This is a genomic window from Streptomyces sp. NPDC059009 (genome assembly GCF_042740175.1).
Taxonomy (GTDB): Bacteria; Actinomycetota; Actinomycetes; order Streptomycetales; family Streptomycetaceae; genus Streptomyces.
In genome coordinates, this window is the sequence record NZ_JBHYJB010000030.1 from 87,086 (window position 1) to 102,068 (window position 14,983).

The window sequence follows — 14,983 nt, forward strand, 5'->3', positions numbered from 1 at the left end:
CTTAGAGGGCCGCGCCCGCGTCCTCGATGACGAGTTGCGACAGGCTGCCGGGGAGGTACCGGACCATGCCGTACGTCGCAGCGGGACGGCGCGTGTTGAGCGTGACGCCGACCGTGACGGGGCCCGCCGGGGCGTTGTTGATGTAGCAGTTGAAGTCGAGGCCAGTGCCCGTATTCGAGTCGTCGTCGAACGTCGTATTGAAGGTGTCGCCGACGAGCGTGCTTGTCGCGCTGACAGTGGTGCCGCTCGCCCAGCGGACAGTCGTGTACGCACCCTGCTTGGCGAAGCGGTTGGCCGTCTGGTCGCCCACGCCGTCCGTGTCTACGACGGCGATACGAAGGTGCACCTTGTAGCAGCGGCCCGCCTCGGCCGTGAACGTCTGGCGGTAGACCACGCTCGCAGTGTCGCCGACGTGCTCCGTCGTCGAGAGCGCCTGTATCGACAGCACGCCCTTCGCGGAACTCTCGTTGACCGCCGCCGTCTTCCACGCCGTCCAGCCGGACGCGTCATTGCCCGTACGCCACCATTGCTCGACGGTCGTCGGGCTGAGCCGGAGCCACGTCTGGTGCGCGTAGGTACTGCCTGTCGGACGCACGGTCCGCACCGTGCCGTACTTGCCGCCGTTCCCGAAGGACCATCCGCCGGCAGCGGCCTGTGTCTCGTTCATGGTCAGCGTGGACTCGCCCGCCGGATAGGTGCTCGGCAGCGAGGTCTGCTTGTAGTCGGCCGGGAGGAGTTGGCTGTCGAACGCGACCTGGCGCCAGGGGGACCAGCCATGCGTCGAGTTGCCTGCGCGGGTCCACGTTTCGGGGGTGGTGTTCCCGGCGACGTTGTGCCAGGTCTGGGTGGCGTCACCTCGGAGCCTCCGCGTGACGACGATTCCCCACTTGCCGCCGAAGTCCCAGCCGCCTGCGGTGGATTCGGCGTCGGTCAGGTACAGGGTTGAAGCGCCCTCGGGGTAGTCTCCCGCGCTTGTCGACTGCGTGAAGGCGCCCGCCGAGAGCTGGTTGTCGAAGGCGACCTGACGCCACGCGGACCAGCCGGAGGTGTTGCCCCCGCGCACCCACATCTCATGGGAGGTGGTGCTCGCGTGGACACGGCGCCACGTCTGTACGGCGTCGCCGCCCGACCAGACCTGGGTGACCACGAAGCCCCACTTGCCGCCGAAGTCCCAGCCGCCTGCGGTGGACGCGGTGGCGCTCAAGTAGAACTGGACCGTCTCGCCCTGTGGGTAGGCAGTTGGCGGAGTGGCCTGGGTGATCCCGCTGTACGACGGGTCGATCACGCGGGCGCCGGGCGGTGTTGCTTCTGCCGTCCGCTCCAGGGAGGAGACCCGCGACTCCAAATCCTTCTGGGCGGTGGCGGCTGCCGCGTCAGCTGACAGCGGGGTCGGGTCGCCCAGGGTGGCGCCGAGCCGGTAGCCGTCCTCGGTGACCTTCAACGTCATGCCGGTGACGATGGCGGCCATCTCCGTGCCGCCGACGATGACCGTCACCTTGTCGCCGAGGAACCAGTCTCGGCCGAAGTCGAGGGCGGAGTCCTCCATGGGTACGGCCTGGGCCGCCTTCACGGTGGTGCCGCCATCGGCGAGGGACTCGGTGCCCTTCTGCGTCAGCTCCGCCGTGTCCGTGGACGACCGCTCGTCGATGAACGACTCGATGCGGCGACCCCAGTCGTCCTCGGATGCGATCGAGTCGGGGTTGTCGACGGGGACGAAGAGCCGGTTCGAACCGTCTCCATCGCCGCCAACGATTACTCGAGTGCGTGCCGGCGGCGAAACGGTGACGCGCTGCCCCGCGAGCGTGTTGTTCACGACGCCGAGCCGGGCGTCCTTGGTTCGGTCCGCGACCGCGTACGTCTCGAAGACGAGGTTCGCGCCGCGCTGGACGACTCGGAAGCCGAGTCCATTCGGTTCGGCCAGTTCCTTGCACAGCTCGCCGAGCTGCTGGAAGCGGGGCGACTTGGAGACGATGCCGCCCCGTTTGCCGTTCGTTCCCATGACCAGACCGGCCCGGCGCCGGTTGGTTGGCGCGTTGGGTCCGCAGTTCGCCGAGACGTAGTAGTGCATCAGTGTCTCGGCCGCGTCCGTCTTGTCGTCCGTCGCGACGGTCTGCGTGGCCGCGTCACCATTGGACGGCTGGGGCCAGGCGAGCATGTCCGACAGGATGATCGTGTCGTCCACACCCTCGACGGTCAGCGTGCCGAGAGGGTCGGTCGCGGTGACAGCGGTCTCGGTCTTCGTCACCGGCCCGGAGAACAGAACGTCGCTCGGGCCGGTGACGATCAGGCCCGCGCCCGGCGTCGACAGGACGGGAGCGAGCCAGTGTTCGGCGCTGATCGTCAGCTTCCACGTGCCGACGTTGTTGTGGATGTCTTCCGCTTCCAGCAACAGAAGGTCCGCGGGGATGGTGCCGACGCGAGTCAGGGTCTTGTCGCGTACCTCGACGAGGAGGTCTTCCTGCCGCACTAGATGACCACCCACTTTCGAGGCCGCCACGAGACGACGATCCGCGAGGCGGTCGTCGTGTTCAGCAGCGAGACAGAGATCGTCGAGGTGCCCGGCGGGACGGACCAGAAGCGCGGGGCGGTGGCCAGGTAGCGGTACACGTTCGCCCCCGACCCATCGCGGACGACGCCCGTACCCATGTCGATGGTGATGCTGCCTGTCGAGGTGATCGCCCCCGTGTAGTGGAGCGTCTCGCCGTTCGGGCCGATGGCCTTGAAGTTGTCGCCCGGCCCGTACACCTGGAACACCGGATACGCCAACGTGTCGCCGTCGTTGGTGAGTTGGACGCTTCCGATCGCCTGTGATGCGGCGAGCGGCATGGCGGTGAGCTGCGACAAGAAGGGAGCCGCCGAGGTGCCTCCGATGCGAACGGTCTGCGACACCTCGGCCAGGAAGTACGGAGTCGAGGCGCGCAACGTGATGGTCGTCTGCGCGTCCCGCTCACCGCTGCCCGGGTCGATCTCGCCGCCGCCCGTCCACGCGACTGGGGTGGACCAGCGTCCCCCTGCACTGTCGACGCATGTCAGCGTCAGGCCGTTCTCCGTGGCCAGGACCCGCGCGAGGCGGGTGACCAGCTCGGACAGGTGGGCTCGGTCCCGGCCCACGATGTCCATGGGTATGTCGATGTCGCGGGGCAGGACGCGCCGCCCACGGTAGGCGGCGCCGTCCCCCGCACCTTCGAGCCACTGCACGGAGAGTTGGGGCAGGCCCAAGCCGGTCGCGCCGGCAAGGGCCTGGAATCCCACTCCGTCCGTCTCCACCCCGGACAGATTCACGCTGTCCGACGCGGTGCTCAGTTCGAGCTTTACCAACCGACCATCCTTGCCCGCGAGGACGCCGCGAACAGCTCCTCCTCGGACGAGAGGGAGCTGCCGTTGCCCGCGTAGTAGTTGAGAACCTTGGTGACGGTCTGGCCGCCACCGGCAGACAGACCGCCGGAGACGGCGGCCGTGACCTCGCGCGATGCCCCCGAAGTGGCGCTCTCTGCAAGCGCGTTGGTCGCGCGCTCGACACGTCCTCGCTCGTCAGAGACTCCGAGCGTGAAGCCCTTGCCGACGTAGGACCCGAGCTTCCGGAACACCCGAGAAGGCGAGTGGATGTCCAGCGCCTTCTTGATCGCCTTCGTCATCGACTCGGCGATCTTGAGCATCTGCTTCTCGATGACGGACTGCTGAGCCTCAAGGCCCTTCACCAGGCCCTCGGCCGCCTGCACCCCGGCGTCGTACATGTAGTGCGAAGCGGTCGACCCGGCGGAGTTGGCGTACTTCTCCAACTCCTTTTGCAGGTCGTTGATCTCGGCCACGCCAGACGCCCCGGCCTTGGCGATGGCCTCGGCTGCGGCGAGTCCTGCCTCCGGACCAGCCTTAGCGATCTGGTCGTACGTGGCGTCGTTCAGACCGAGAGCCTTCAGCTTCTTCAGCACGGCCGCGTACTTCTTGGCCTGCTCGACCGCGTTCTTCAGCGAGTCCGAGATCCCGCCGAAGGTGGCGTCCTCGACCTTCGTCACGTCGCCTGTGGAGAGCACCTTGTCCGCGACGCTCTTGGCGTAGTCGTCGCGCTGCTCGCGGAGCTTGTCGAGCTTGTCCTGCGCCGCCTTGAGCTTGGTGCCGGCGGTGTCGTACGCGGACAGCAGCTTGAGGAGCTGCGCTCGGTCCGCATTGACCCTGGCCTTCAGCGACTTCGAGGCGTTCTTCGGGATCTTGGCCGTGAGGTCGTTGAGCGACTTCTTGACGTCGTCGTACTTCGACTCAAGGCCCTTGATCAGGCCGGAGATGATCAGGCGCCCCGCGTCGTACAGGAGCACGGCGTCCTTCTTCGGCGGGCCCTTCCAGGAGGTGAGCTTGTCGGTGAGTTCGCCGAGCTTGTTCTTCACCGAGCTGAACATCGACTTGATGCCGTCGATGAAGCCCCTGATCAGCGCCTTACCGGCGTCGAGCAGGGTCGAGCCAAGCGAGCCGAGAGCGTCCTTCGCCTTGCCTGGCAGCTCCTTGACGGTGGTGACGGCCTTGCCGATCCACTCACCGATCGTGCTGATGAGCCGACCGAGGGCCGTGACTGCCGTGTCACGGATCGAAGTCCAGGCCGAGGAGAAGAACCGGCCGATGGCTGCGAGCCCGTCAGTGACGATGCCGCGCATCCCGGTGAAGAAGACACCGAGGAATCCGCGGATCGCGTTGAACGCGCCCGTGAAGATGCCCTTGATCAGTTCCCATCCGGACTTGAAAAGGGCACCGATCGCTTTGAGGCCCTTGCCCACCGCGCCGAGGAGGCCGACGCTCAGGAACGTGATGCAGGCGCCGAGGATCGTGTCCCAGATGCCCTTGACGAACTTCCAGATGCCGGACCAGAACTGGTTCCAGCCGTCCTTGAGGGTGGAGAAGTTGCCGGTGAACAGGCCCTTGATCAGGCCCCAGGCGATCTTCAGGGCGCCGACGATGGTGTCCCAGACGCCGACGACGATCTCGACCAGGCCCTCGAAGACGAGCGCGACGCCGTTGACGGCATCGACGAGCGTCTGACCGAGGATCTCGGCAACGAACTGGATGACCGGTACGAGAACCGGCATCAGGAAGTTGACGACCGCGAGCAGCGCGTCAAGGACCGGCTGGATCGCTTCGAGGAGCCGCTGAATCGCATCCGCCAGGGGTGGAAGGACTCCCTGAATGACCTCGCTCAGCATCGGGAGCAGCGGCTCAATGACCGCCGTGACGATCTGAAGCGCTGTCTCGATGATCGGCTGAAGAGCCGTCAGCACCTGCTGTAGGGCCTCGGAGAGGACCGGCAGGATCGGAGCCAGGGCAGACGCCAGTGTGGCCACCAGCGGCGCGAGCGCCGTGAATATCTGCGCGAAGAGCTGCGCGATGATCGGCAGGATCGGGGCGAGCGCCTCGACGAGCTGCGCGATGACCGGTGCTACCGCCGTGACGATCTGCCCGAAGGCGGTGGCGATCGTCGGCAGAATGCCGCTGAGCGCCTGGAACGCTGCGCCTAGCGCCTCGCCGACGATGGGAACGAGCTGCGCCAGGATCGGCGCGATCGTCTCGATCGCCTGAGTGAGTGCGCCGCCCAGGAGCCCGATGATCGGGATGATCGCCGGGGCCAGCGCCGTGAACGCCTGCGAGAGCGGGATGAGGGCCGCCGCGACGAGCGGGCCGAGCATGGTCGCGAACGCGCCGATGACCTCCATCAGCGCACCGAGCGCCTGGCCGAGCGGGGCCATTGCGGGCGCGAGCGCCACCACGGCGTTGAGCAGGCCGTTGAACATGGCCAGGACGCCGTTGAACACCTCGGGCTGCGCGAGGGCGTCCGCCACTGCGGCCATGGCCTGGCCGATGATCGCGCCGACCTGGGGAAGGAGCGCGGTCAGCAGGTGCCCGAGCGTGACGAACAGGTTCTCAACCGCTGGCCCGGAGATCGTGGCGATCTGCTGCATCGCCTGGTGGGCCGCCAGGAAGACGTTCGTCAGGCCCTCTTGGAAGCCCTCGCTGTCCACCGTGGCGTGGATGGACTGGAGCGCCGAGTTCAGCGACGCCAGCGAAGTTCCGCCCGCCTCGGTGGCCGCGCGAGCGACGCCCGAGAGGATGCCGTACGTGTTGTAGAGGACCCCGCCGAGATCCTTGAGGGCCTGGATACCCTCGTCGATCTCGGCCTTGATCCCGTTCTCGCCCTTGCGGGTGAGGAAGTCGGAGAACTGCTGGGAGAGGTCGACGAACCACTGGGCGAGCTGCGGGAGGTAGCTCGTGCCGACCTTGCCCAGGGTCGCGATGATGTTCGCGAATGCGCCCGTGCCCTCGGTGGCGATGTTGATGGACTCGGACAGGTCCGAGAACATCTGGTTGAGCGCCGGGTCGAGCGCGCCTTGCAGGCCGGTAGCGAGTCCGGCGAAGAATCCGCCGAGTTGGGTTGCGGTTTTGGCGACTCCGGCCGTGAACTCCGGGAGGAGTTCGTCGACCATCGTGCGGATGGGCGCCGCGGCCTTGGCCCAGAAGTTCTCGCTGATCGTGTCCTGGAGACCGCTGAGCGCGGTCTTGACCTCCGGGATGACCTTGTTGAAGTCCTTCAGCGCGGCGACTGTTACGCCCAGGCCGACCGCGAAGCCGCCGAGGAGGCCGGGCAGGAGCGCGACCGTCGGGCCGATCTGGGCGAGGCTCGCGGCCAGGGCGAAGAGGTTGCTCGTCGCCGCGATGGCTACGCCGACCAGTCCGGCGACGGCCGACGCCAGGGAGCCGATGATCGGGACGGTCTTGTCGAGGTTCTTCAGCGTCCGCCCGAGGCGCTCGAACATCGAGTTGAGGACGCGTGCGCCCGACAGTGCCGCAAGCGCGGTCGCGACCTTGGTGACCGCCGTGTTGTCCAGGTCGGGGATGATCGGGACAGTGCGCGGCCGGGTGAGCATCTGGAGCCGCGCGGAGATCTGGGCGCCGGCACCGTTCGCGAGATCCGGCTCGACCTTGATCTTCAGAGGACTGATGTCGTCGGCCCAGTCCTTGAGCTTCTGCTTCACGCGGTCGGCAGAGTCCTGGTCAAGCTCCAGCTCGACCTTGCCCTGGCCGGTCAGCTCGCCGATCTTGAAGTCGATCTTCTCCCGCTTCGCCTTCTCGCGGAGCTTGACCGCCGCTTCCTTGACGGCCCTGGCCATGCCGTTGTCGTCAATGGTCGTGTAGAAGCGGATCTTGCGGGCGTCGGTCGACTTGTTGTCGCGGTTGATGCCGCGAACGATGTCGAGGACGTCACGGCGCGCGCCGGTCGCGTCGGCCTTCGTCTGGATCGTGATCGCGAGATCGTTCTCGATCCGCTTGAGCTGTTCCTTCAGGTCGCGCTTGAAGCCGGACGTGTCCGGCATGACCTTGACCGCGATCCGGCCGACGATGTTCGCGTCGGACACCCATTTACCTCCGCTGAAATACCTTGTAGATCTCGGCGACCGAGCGGGGCTTACGGGCCTTGGGCTTCGCGGACTGCTTCTTCGTCTGCGGCCTGGGATAGGCGGGGATCTTCGGGGCCCTGCCCTTGCCCCACTGGCCGGTCGCGCGCGTGTTCTGGTTGATCGCGTCGAAGAGGTCGGCGGTCAGGTGGCGGTCCTGGCCCCAGCCGAACTGCTCACGGCCGCCCGACGCGAGGGCGATCGTCAGTGACGTGTCGGGAAGCCTCTGCACGAGCAGAAGGACGAGCGCGGGAGAAGGCCCCCGGCCTGCGATCACCTCGGCGAGGTCGACGCCGAAGTGGAAGAGCAGGTCCGGGTACAGGCCCTCGCCGTACTCGTCGATCAGTCCTGCGAGGCCGAGGCTTCCCCCGCCTGGGTGCTCTCGCCGTAGTGCCCGAAGATCTCGGCGAGGATCGCGAGGTCGCCGCCCACCACCGCGAGGAGCTTGTCGGCCGCCTTGTCCGACTCGGCGATGGTGCGGATGGCGTCGGACAGCGCCTCGGCCTGGTCCACGTCGTCGTTGCCCATCTCCTCCTGGAGCTTCGCCAGGGCCTCGCGCTTCGCCTTCGATAGGCGGAGCGGGTTGAGGAGACGGACCGTGTCCTCGCCGAAGGTGATGTCGGTGGAGCCGTACTTGCGCTCAGCGGCGGCGCGGATGTCGTCGAGGGAGAAAGAAGCCATGGGGGTGCGGACCTCCAGAGAGAAGAGAGACAGGGAGCGGACCGGAGAAGGAAGGGGGAAGACCCGGCGCGGGCGGGTCCGCATGCGCCCGCGCCGGGAGCTGTCAGGTGGCCTGACCGGCCGCCCAGGCGGAGCCGTTCCAGAACGCCTTCGAGTTGTCGCCGAGCACGACGTGCTGCCCGGTGGTCCAGACGCTCGTCGGGGTGGCGATCACACCGGCCAGGGCGGCGAGGTTCGCGGGGGCGATAGCGCCGTCCGGGGTGAAGGAGCCTGGGGTGCCGGCGGAAGCGCCGGTCGCGAGCGTGCCGCCGAGCGGGGTGATGGCGTACGTCCACTCGTTGGAGCCGTAGGCCATGGGCTTCACACCGAGCGGCAGACCAGCGAGGGACTCGGTGTCGGAGATCGCCATGTCGTCGGCGCGGTAGATCTCCGCGCGGGGAGCGTAGAAGGCGAAGTGGTTGTCGCCGTCCACGAACACCGCGAGGAACGCCGACTGAGTGGGCTCCGGGTTGGTCGGTACGCCGACCGAACCGTCAGGCAGGATCGGGGCGTTGGCGCCGAAGTAGAGCTTCAGCCCGGCCGTGTCGAACTGCTGGAGTGTGAAGGTCATCGTCTCCGTACGCGCGCTGTACTTCGTGCGCAGGGACTTGTTCTGGAGCGAGCCGATCGTGGTCGCCTCGCCGCCCTCGGACGTGATGCCGAAGACGTCTTCCAGGGAGGTGTGACCGACGTTCTGCCATGGACTGAGCGGCGTCAGAAGATCCGAAGGCATCGGTGTACCGGTCGGCGCCGTCAGGTAGTTGCCGGAGCCGACGACAAGAGTCGCGGCGTCATTGATCGCCAAAGAGGAACGTTCCTTCGTTCGGGCATGAGAAAAGGCCCGCACCCCCGAGGGGCCGGGCCTTTCGTCTGCTGCGCTTACTGGGAGATGTAGGGGCGAGTCCGCGGCTTGCGGATCTGCACGTCGTAGATCGACTCGTAGCGCCAGATCCCCGTGGGGAGGTCGGCGTACTGCACGGGCCCCGTCGCGGTCGCCCAGTCCGTTGCCCGTCTGGGCGCCGAGTTCATGTCCACGCGGATGATGTGGCCGAGGCGGGGATAGACCTTCGGCCGCAACCAGGCATCGCGCAGCGCGACGCGGACAGCCTCGGAGAGGATCGCCGCGTCCTCGTCGCCGTCCGGGTCGGGGACGAAGACGTTGATGACCACGCGGGCGGCGTCGGTGAACCGGGTGTCGCCCTGCCATTCGCCCCAGGTCGGGTCGCGGCGGATGAGCACCAGGGGGAAGGTCTCGTGCAGGTCGACGAGCGACTTCACGCGCACGCCGGGCAGGCCCTCGCGGAGCACGGCCAGGAGGAGATCCTCGACGGGCGACAGCTCTGCCATGGCCTTGATGTGGGCGGGGAGTCCGGCCATCAGTCGAGGTGCACCTTGCCCTTCCGCTTCTTGGGCAGGTTCGCCGCGCGGGCCAGGATGAACAGGCCGTCGCTGGCCGGGATCACGTCGAGGTACGTCGAGCCGTCCTTGGCCGTCTTCACGACGATGGACTCGGCACGGCCGTACTCGATCGACAGGGCGGCCTTCTTGCCGCGCTCGTCGTCGAGGACCACGTACTTGTCGATCCGCCCGTCCACCATGTCGATCGTGGCGTGGCCCTCCTGGCGGTGCTGGAGGAGCAACTCCTCGGCCCTGGCCGCGACTTCGAACTGAGCCTCGTCGAGGGCGTCCTGAACGCCGGGCAGGCGAGCGAGGTACTCCTCCAGCTTCTTGCCACCCACGCGGGAGTAGACGAATGCCATCAGGGCCGCTCCCGAATGTCGATGGACCAGTGCCGCGTACGGCGGTCGCCGTGGTGGTAGGAGGGCGGCGTCACTATGTCCCACATGCGGCCCTGGTACTCGACGCGGGACCACAGGGTGACGCCCTCAAGGTGGGCGTCCACGATCATCCGCGTCACGTTGATCTGCTGCTGGCCGGGCACTTCCGCTTTGCCGGAGCGCTGCGGGATGAACGCGGCCTTCACCGTGACCGGGTTGTTCTCGTCCACGGCGATCACGGTGTTGCCCCGCCGGTCGACGACCTCCGTCGTCTTCCATACGCGGGCGGTCTGGCCGCGCCTTCGTTGCACGGTCACCAGGGGCTCGCCTCGCCCTCGAACAGCGGGAACGGCGAGGCGGGCGAGTAGTCGACCGGTACGTGACCGGCCGCGCTGTTCTTGCGCAGCTTCGTGCCCCAGGCGAAGACGGCCACGCTGGTGATGCCGGGCTTTCGGCCGGCAAGTTCCTCCAGGAGCCGGATCTCCTCGCGGGAAAAATAGACCGTGCCGCCGTCCCGGCCGATGTCGGACCACGCCAGCGTCTCGTCACCGGCTCGGCTCTGCGTGTAGCCGTTGGGGTTGCGCATGTACCGGGCCGCCGACTTCAGCACGAGTGTCTTCACCAGGCGCGGCGCGGTGGCCTCGGGCCAGTCGCGGCCGTACGTGGCCGCCAGGTCCGAGGCGTCGTCGAGCGCTCCCACCGCGATGCGTGCTTCGTCTTCGTCCAACTCCCAGTCCAGACGGCCCTTCAGCTCGTCGAGAGTGGCGTACGCCAAGCGGGCTCCTTCCTCGGGAGAGGCGGCAGCACCAACCTTTGGAACTAGGTTGACACTGCCGCCGGTTGGATCAGCCGTTGGCGGCGTCGGCCTCGGGCTTCATGCCGGTCGGGGTCCACACCTTCGCGTCCGAGACGCCCGTGATCTTGGCCAGCTCGGAAGCTGCGGCCGGGTAGTCGGAGGCGCCGTCGAGCGTGAGCTTGATGCCGCGCACGAAGTGCTCCTGCGTGGAGATGACCTCCTTCTCGTTGGCTGCGTCCCAGCCAACGAGGATGTCCGTCACACTGCGGAAGCCCGCGTACGTGTTCACGACGGAACGGTCCTGCATGTAGAGCGGGTCGTAGTCGCGGACCCAGCGCAGCGCGATGTTCTCGAACGAGGTCGTCGCACCGTACGGGACGGACTGCGGGACGCTCGGGGCGCCGGACAGGAAGATGAACGCCGAGGACGCGAAGGCGTACGCAGCGTCGGCCGGAATGGTCTGGTCGACCACGATGCGGAAGCCCATCCGGTCGCCGATGCTCGCGGTCCGCAGAGCCGACTCGGCCTCCGAATCGCCAACGTTCTGGGCGAGGTTGAGCTTGTCGTCGTTCAGGAGCGCCGACTCGAACTCCGTGCCCACAAGCAGGTAGCGGCCTTCCTTCGGAGCGTGGAAGGCGTTGAGGACCCGGCGGGCCTCGATCAGCGCAGAGCGAAGGTTCTGCGCGGCATTGCCGATGGTGACGTTGTACGTCTGGCCGGTCAGGGTGTTGACCGCCCGGCGCTGGAGACCACGGGCGACGGCCTTCGACTGGGGCCGAAGCAGCTTGCTCCAGTTGTCGATGTCGAAGTCGTTCTGCTCGTCGGTCAGCTTGACCGCCGAGTACACGTTGCCGCCGAAGGTGACGGCGATGGTCCGCTCCGCGTACTCGTCGAAGACGATCGGGCTGGAGCGGTCGTTACGCCACGCGTAGTCGTGGAACGGCAGGATGCCTTCGACCTTCATGGAGATCGTGTCGTTCTCGGCACCCTTGAACTGGTCGATGCCCTGCTTCTGGAACAGGTTCGGGATGAGAAGCTCCTGCTCCAGCATCCCGACAGCCGCGTTCACGAGCTTCTGGGGCTTGACGACCTGGTGCTGTGCGGTGGGCAAGTGGTGCTACCTCCGGGGCATAAAGAAGCCCCCGGCCGAACGGCTCGGGGGTCGGGTACGGGGACCTCGGGCGCTAGAAGCGCCGGGTTCGCCGCGCGAGCTTGCGCGGGTCCATCTCGCCGTCGTCGTCGCCCTCGGACGGGTCGAGACCGCCGCCCAGAGCGGGCGGGGCCTTCGGGGCGAGGAGCGACTGAAGCGACTTGGCGTCGGCCTCCAGCTCCTCGGGCGTCGTGCCGCGAAGACGTCCGGCCAGCTCCTCGGGCAGGTCGAACCGGCGGGCCACGGAGGCGACGACGAGCGAGTGCTCCAGCTCCGCGTTCTTCGCCTTCACCTCAGTGAGGGCGGCCTCGAACTCCTCCGGGCTTTTGGCCTCCGAGAGCTTCGTCTCCGCGTCGCGCAGCCGGGTTCGATAGCCCGCGGCCTCACCGCGAACCTTCGCCAGCTCCTTGCGCGCCCAGTCGGGCAGTTCGTCTTCCGGGGTGCCCGACGATCCGCCGGCACCCGCATCGGGAGTCGGCGTCTGCTCGTCCGGCTTCTGGCCGGTCGGGGTCTCGCCGGACTGCTCGCCGGGCTTGTTCTCGGCAGTGATCTCTTCGGGCAACGTCACGCCTCCGGGGCTGTGTCGGTGGATTGCCGCGCCTCCTGGGCTGCGGCCTGTCTCGCTTCGCGCTGCTTGGCACGGATGAACCGGCGCCAGACGGTCACGGCGTCCTTGCCGGTGTGGCCCTTGGTGACCTTCGGCCACAGGGCCTCGTACTGCCGCGACAGCGCAGTCAGTTCGCTCGACTGGTACTGATCCCGATTCCAGATCGGCATCGCGTAGCAGTGGCAGTTGTCGTGGTACTTGTCGCCGTCGTTGAAGAGGGCGGACTTCTCGCTCTTGTAGACCGGACCCCGGCTGATCAGCATCGCGCACCAGCCGCACGGAGTGCCCGTACGGGAAAGACGGACATAGCCGAGGGCCCGCCTGTCGCGGGACATGTGAGTCCAGTTCGAGGACCGCGCCCCGTTCATCGCGACACGGGAGGCGGCTGCCGCCTGCTGAGCCCCGGCCTGCCGGTGGGCACCGTCAGGATCGGCGTCCTCGACGGTCAGGCGGCGATCGAGGTTGGCGGTGCCGAGGGCCTCCAGGACCAGGCGGAGTTCCTCCTCGGCCTGGCGCTCGACGCGCTCCTCTTCCTCGCGCAGCCCTTCCAGCTCCTCGACAAGGATGCGGTCCCAGTCCTCGTCTTCCTCGTCCTCGACCGGTTCCCCGGGCAACGTGGTGGTGTTGTCGGGCTGGAAGGTGTCGTCTTCCTCGCTGCCGGCGCTCCTCGAGTCTCTGTCTTCGTCCTCTGGGATCGGATCGGACGGGGACTCGGCGGGCGGCTCGTACGTTCCGGCCAGGGCCGCGAACTCCTGCCGAAGGTCAGCAAGCGTCACGTGGTCGGGCTCAGGGTGGTACGGGTCGGCCACGGTCGTGCCGGTCTGAAGCGCACGGGCAAGCCGGTAATAGGCCCGCGCCAGGTCGCGCGACTGGCGGCGCCGCGACATGACGAGCGTGATGGCCTTGCGCAGCCACCCGCCCGCCGTCGCGGCCCGCCCGTCGACCGGCACGTCCGCCCACAGGGAGAGGGCCTCAGCTGTGGTCTGCGCGCCGATCTGAGTCAGCGCTTCGTGGTAGGCGGCCGAGACATCATCGGTCTCGGCCTGTCGCGTCCTCCGTGTCATGCAGCCGCCGGCACGTCATCCGCGGTGGCCTTCTCCGGGGTCGCCCGGCTCAGCGCGGAGGCCAACTGGCCCACGGAGTCTTCCTCGTCCGCGAGGTCGTCCCACTCGTCCAGCTCGGTCTGCGTGACGTTCGGGACCCGCTTCCACAGGCCCTTTGCCGGGATACCGAGCTGCTCCCGCAGCTTGCCCAGCGCATCAGCGGCCTGAGCGAGGGAGCGCTGCTCCATGTCACGCCAGATGACCTCACCCTTGAAGTCGTCCGCGCCGGACGCCTGGTCCAGCTCGGCCGCCAGCCGGAAGACCCGCTCCCACGCTTCGCCGAACACGGTCCTGAACTCCTGGATGCGTCGGCTCAGCGAGGTCTCGGCGGCCTGGAGCGCCTCGGCCGAGAGGTTGGCGATCTGGCCAAGTAGGTGATGCGGGGGCACCTGAGCGACCGCGCTCAGGTGCCGGATACTCATGTCGATCGACTCGATGAAGCCCCCGAGCGGGGTTTCATCCAGTGAGCCGAATTTGACGTCCGGGTCCTCGGCGAACAGGAACCGCTTCGCGTTGTGGTTGATCGGCAGGGGGATCGGGTTGCCCTGCTCGTCGTAGACGACCTCGCCCGTCTCCGGGTCACGCTGGACCGGCGGTGCCATGCCCGTCACCGTGCGGACCTTCGTGGAGCCGTACGACTGCGCGAGCAGCAGATCGAAGATCGTCTGGTTGATGCGGTTCTGGAGCGGGATCATTGGCTCGACCGCGCCTACGGTGCGGCCTTCCAGGTCAACCGATGCCGCGAACCGGGTAACCGGACATTCGCTCGCGCCATGCCGCCGGGCCTCGCCGACCCTCACGCCGTCCTCGTCGTCCAGGCTCTTGAAGGTGACCGCGTACTCGTTGCGCGCGTCCCACATCCGGGCCCGGCCCACCGCCTCGCCCAGAGGCCAGGCAGTGACGGTCAAGGCGGCAAACGGGGTGTCGTCGTTGGCAGGGTCCTCGTAGAGGGCAGCGGTCCGCAGCGCGGACAGGCCCTTCGTCAGGACTACGCCGCCCGTGCGCTCGGTCAGCGCGAACGAGTGCCCGTACGTCAACGCGCCCTTGTAGATGGCGGATTGGCGGGCGTCGAGCCGGGAGCGCTGCCAGTGCTCCCACTGGGGGGAGGACAGGTCCGTCGCCGAGTTGCCGTTCGAATCGCCGCCCGCGCGAAAGCCGTCGACATAGAGGGCCTGCGTGGGCGTCGCCACGAGAAGCGGCATCCAGTTGGACGTCGCACGCTTCGCGAGGAGCCGGTACTCGTCGTCCGCCATCGCGGGCATGTACGGGTCGTCGTGCCGACCGTGCAGGTAGTCATCGATCCGGGCAAGCCGGTCCTTGTCCCTGCCCAGGATGGCGAGGAGCTGCCGCGCGAGCGCGGCAGGCGACGTGTCGGTCAAGAACTCACCACCGTGGTACT

The 14,983-nt window shown here is 67.7% G+C and carries 14 protein-coding genes; all 14 read right to left on the minus strand.

Annotated features, from left to right (window positions below; translation table 11 throughout):
* Position 1 precedes the first annotated feature (1 nt).
* The 14 genes from ACFWYM_RS27845 to ACFWYM_RS27910 all read right to left on the minus strand — a co-directional run bounded on the left by ACFWYM_RS27845 (position 2) and on the right by ACFWYM_RS27910 (position 14,963).
* Entirely contained in the window at positions 2-2,467 is a 2,466-nt protein-coding gene (locus tag ACFWYM_RS27845) for a siphovirus ReqiPepy6 Gp37-like family protein (RefSeq protein WP_384842923.1), read from the minus strand.
* Positions 2,467-3,318, minus strand: a complete 852-nt coding sequence (locus ACFWYM_RS27850) for a phage tail family protein (protein ID WP_384842926.1) — start codon at positions 3,316-3,318, stop codon at positions 2,467-2,469. Before ACFWYM_RS27850 ends, ACFWYM_RS27845 begins: the two co-directional genes overlap by 1 nt.
* Entirely contained in the window at positions 3,312-7,391 is a 4,080-nt protein-coding gene (locus ACFWYM_RS27855; protein WP_384842929.1) for a hypothetical protein, read from the minus strand. The genes ACFWYM_RS27850 and ACFWYM_RS27855 overlap by 7 nt, the downstream gene beginning before the upstream one ends.
* 4 nt (positions 7,392-7,395) lie before the next feature.
* A complete protein-coding gene (locus ACFWYM_RS27860; RefSeq protein WP_384842933.1) occupies positions 7,396-7,662 on the minus strand; it encodes a hypothetical protein in 267 nt (88 codons plus the stop codon).
* A gap of 110 nt (positions 7,663-7,772) precedes the next feature.
* The gene (locus ACFWYM_RS27865) at positions 7,773-8,111 is read right to left on the minus strand and encodes a phage tail assembly protein (RefSeq protein WP_384842936.1); all 339 of its coding nucleotides are present in this window, start codon (positions 8,109-8,111) and stop codon (positions 7,773-7,775) included.
* A 103-nt stretch (positions 8,112-8,214) separates the two neighbouring features.
* Positions 8,215-8,955: a hypothetical protein gene (locus ACFWYM_RS27870; RefSeq protein WP_384842940.1), complete on the minus strand. Its 741-nt coding sequence runs from the start codon at positions 8,953-8,955 to the stop codon at positions 8,215-8,217.
* Between the two features lie 74 nt (positions 8,956-9,029).
* Entirely contained in the window at positions 9,030-9,527 is a 498-nt protein-coding gene (locus tag ACFWYM_RS27875) for a hypothetical protein (RefSeq protein WP_384842943.1), read from the minus strand.
* Positions 9,527-9,910: a DUF5403 family protein gene (locus ACFWYM_RS27880; RefSeq protein ID WP_381272668.1), complete on the minus strand. Its 384-nt coding sequence runs from the start codon at positions 9,908-9,910 to the stop codon at positions 9,527-9,529. The genes ACFWYM_RS27875 and ACFWYM_RS27880 overlap by 1 nt, the downstream gene beginning before the upstream one ends.
* Positions 9,910-10,245: a phage head-tail adapter protein gene (locus ACFWYM_RS27885; protein WP_384842946.1), complete on the minus strand. Its 336-nt coding sequence runs from the start codon at positions 10,243-10,245 to the stop codon at positions 9,910-9,912. The genes ACFWYM_RS27880 and ACFWYM_RS27885 overlap by 1 nt, the downstream gene beginning before the upstream one ends.
* Complete coding sequence (locus ACFWYM_RS27890) at positions 10,242-10,703, minus strand: hypothetical protein (RefSeq protein ID WP_384842948.1); 462 nt, start codon at positions 10,701-10,703, stop codon at positions 10,242-10,244. Before ACFWYM_RS27890 ends, ACFWYM_RS27885 begins: the two co-directional genes overlap by 4 nt.
* A gap of 70 nt (positions 10,704-10,773) precedes the next feature.
* Positions 10,774-11,835, minus strand: a complete 1,062-nt coding sequence (locus ACFWYM_RS27895) for a hypothetical protein (RefSeq protein ID WP_384842951.1) — start codon at positions 11,833-11,835, stop codon at positions 10,774-10,776.
* Positions 11,836-11,908: 73 nt separating this feature from the next.
* On the minus strand, positions 11,909-12,442 hold the full coding sequence (locus ACFWYM_RS27900; protein WP_384842955.1) for a hypothetical protein: 534 nt from the start codon (positions 12,440-12,442) through the stop codon (positions 11,909-11,911).
* Positions 12,439-13,545, minus strand: coding sequence for a hypothetical protein (locus tag ACFWYM_RS27905; RefSeq protein ID WP_384842958.1), 1,107 nt, complete (start codon positions 13,543-13,545; stop codon positions 12,439-12,441). The genes ACFWYM_RS27900 and ACFWYM_RS27905 overlap by 4 nt, the downstream gene beginning before the upstream one ends.
* On the minus strand, positions 13,542-14,963 hold the full coding sequence (locus tag ACFWYM_RS27910) for a phage portal protein (protein WP_384842962.1): 1,422 nt from the start codon (positions 14,961-14,963) through the stop codon (positions 13,542-13,544). Before ACFWYM_RS27910 ends, ACFWYM_RS27905 begins: the two co-directional genes overlap by 4 nt.
* Between the last annotated feature and the right edge of the window lie 20 nt (positions 14,964-14,983).

Excerpts from the sequence above, each read along its gene's own strand:
- ACFWYM_RS27865 (WP_384842936.1), bottom strand. The coding sequence starts at position 8,111 with ATGGCTTCTTTCTCCCTCGACGACATCCGCGCCGCCGCTGAGCGCAAG.
- ACFWYM_RS27875 (WP_384842943.1), bottom strand. The coding sequence starts at position 9,527 with ATGGCCGGACTCCCCGCCCACATCAAGGCCATGGCAGAGCTGTCGCCC.
- ACFWYM_RS27880 (WP_381272668.1), bottom strand. The coding sequence starts at position 9,910 with ATGGCATTCGTCTACTCCCGCGTGGGTGGCAAGAAGCTGGAGGAGTAC.
- ACFWYM_RS27905 (WP_384842958.1), bottom strand. The coding sequence starts at position 13,545 with ATGACACGGAGGACGCGACAGGCCGAGACCGATGATGTCTCGGCCGCC.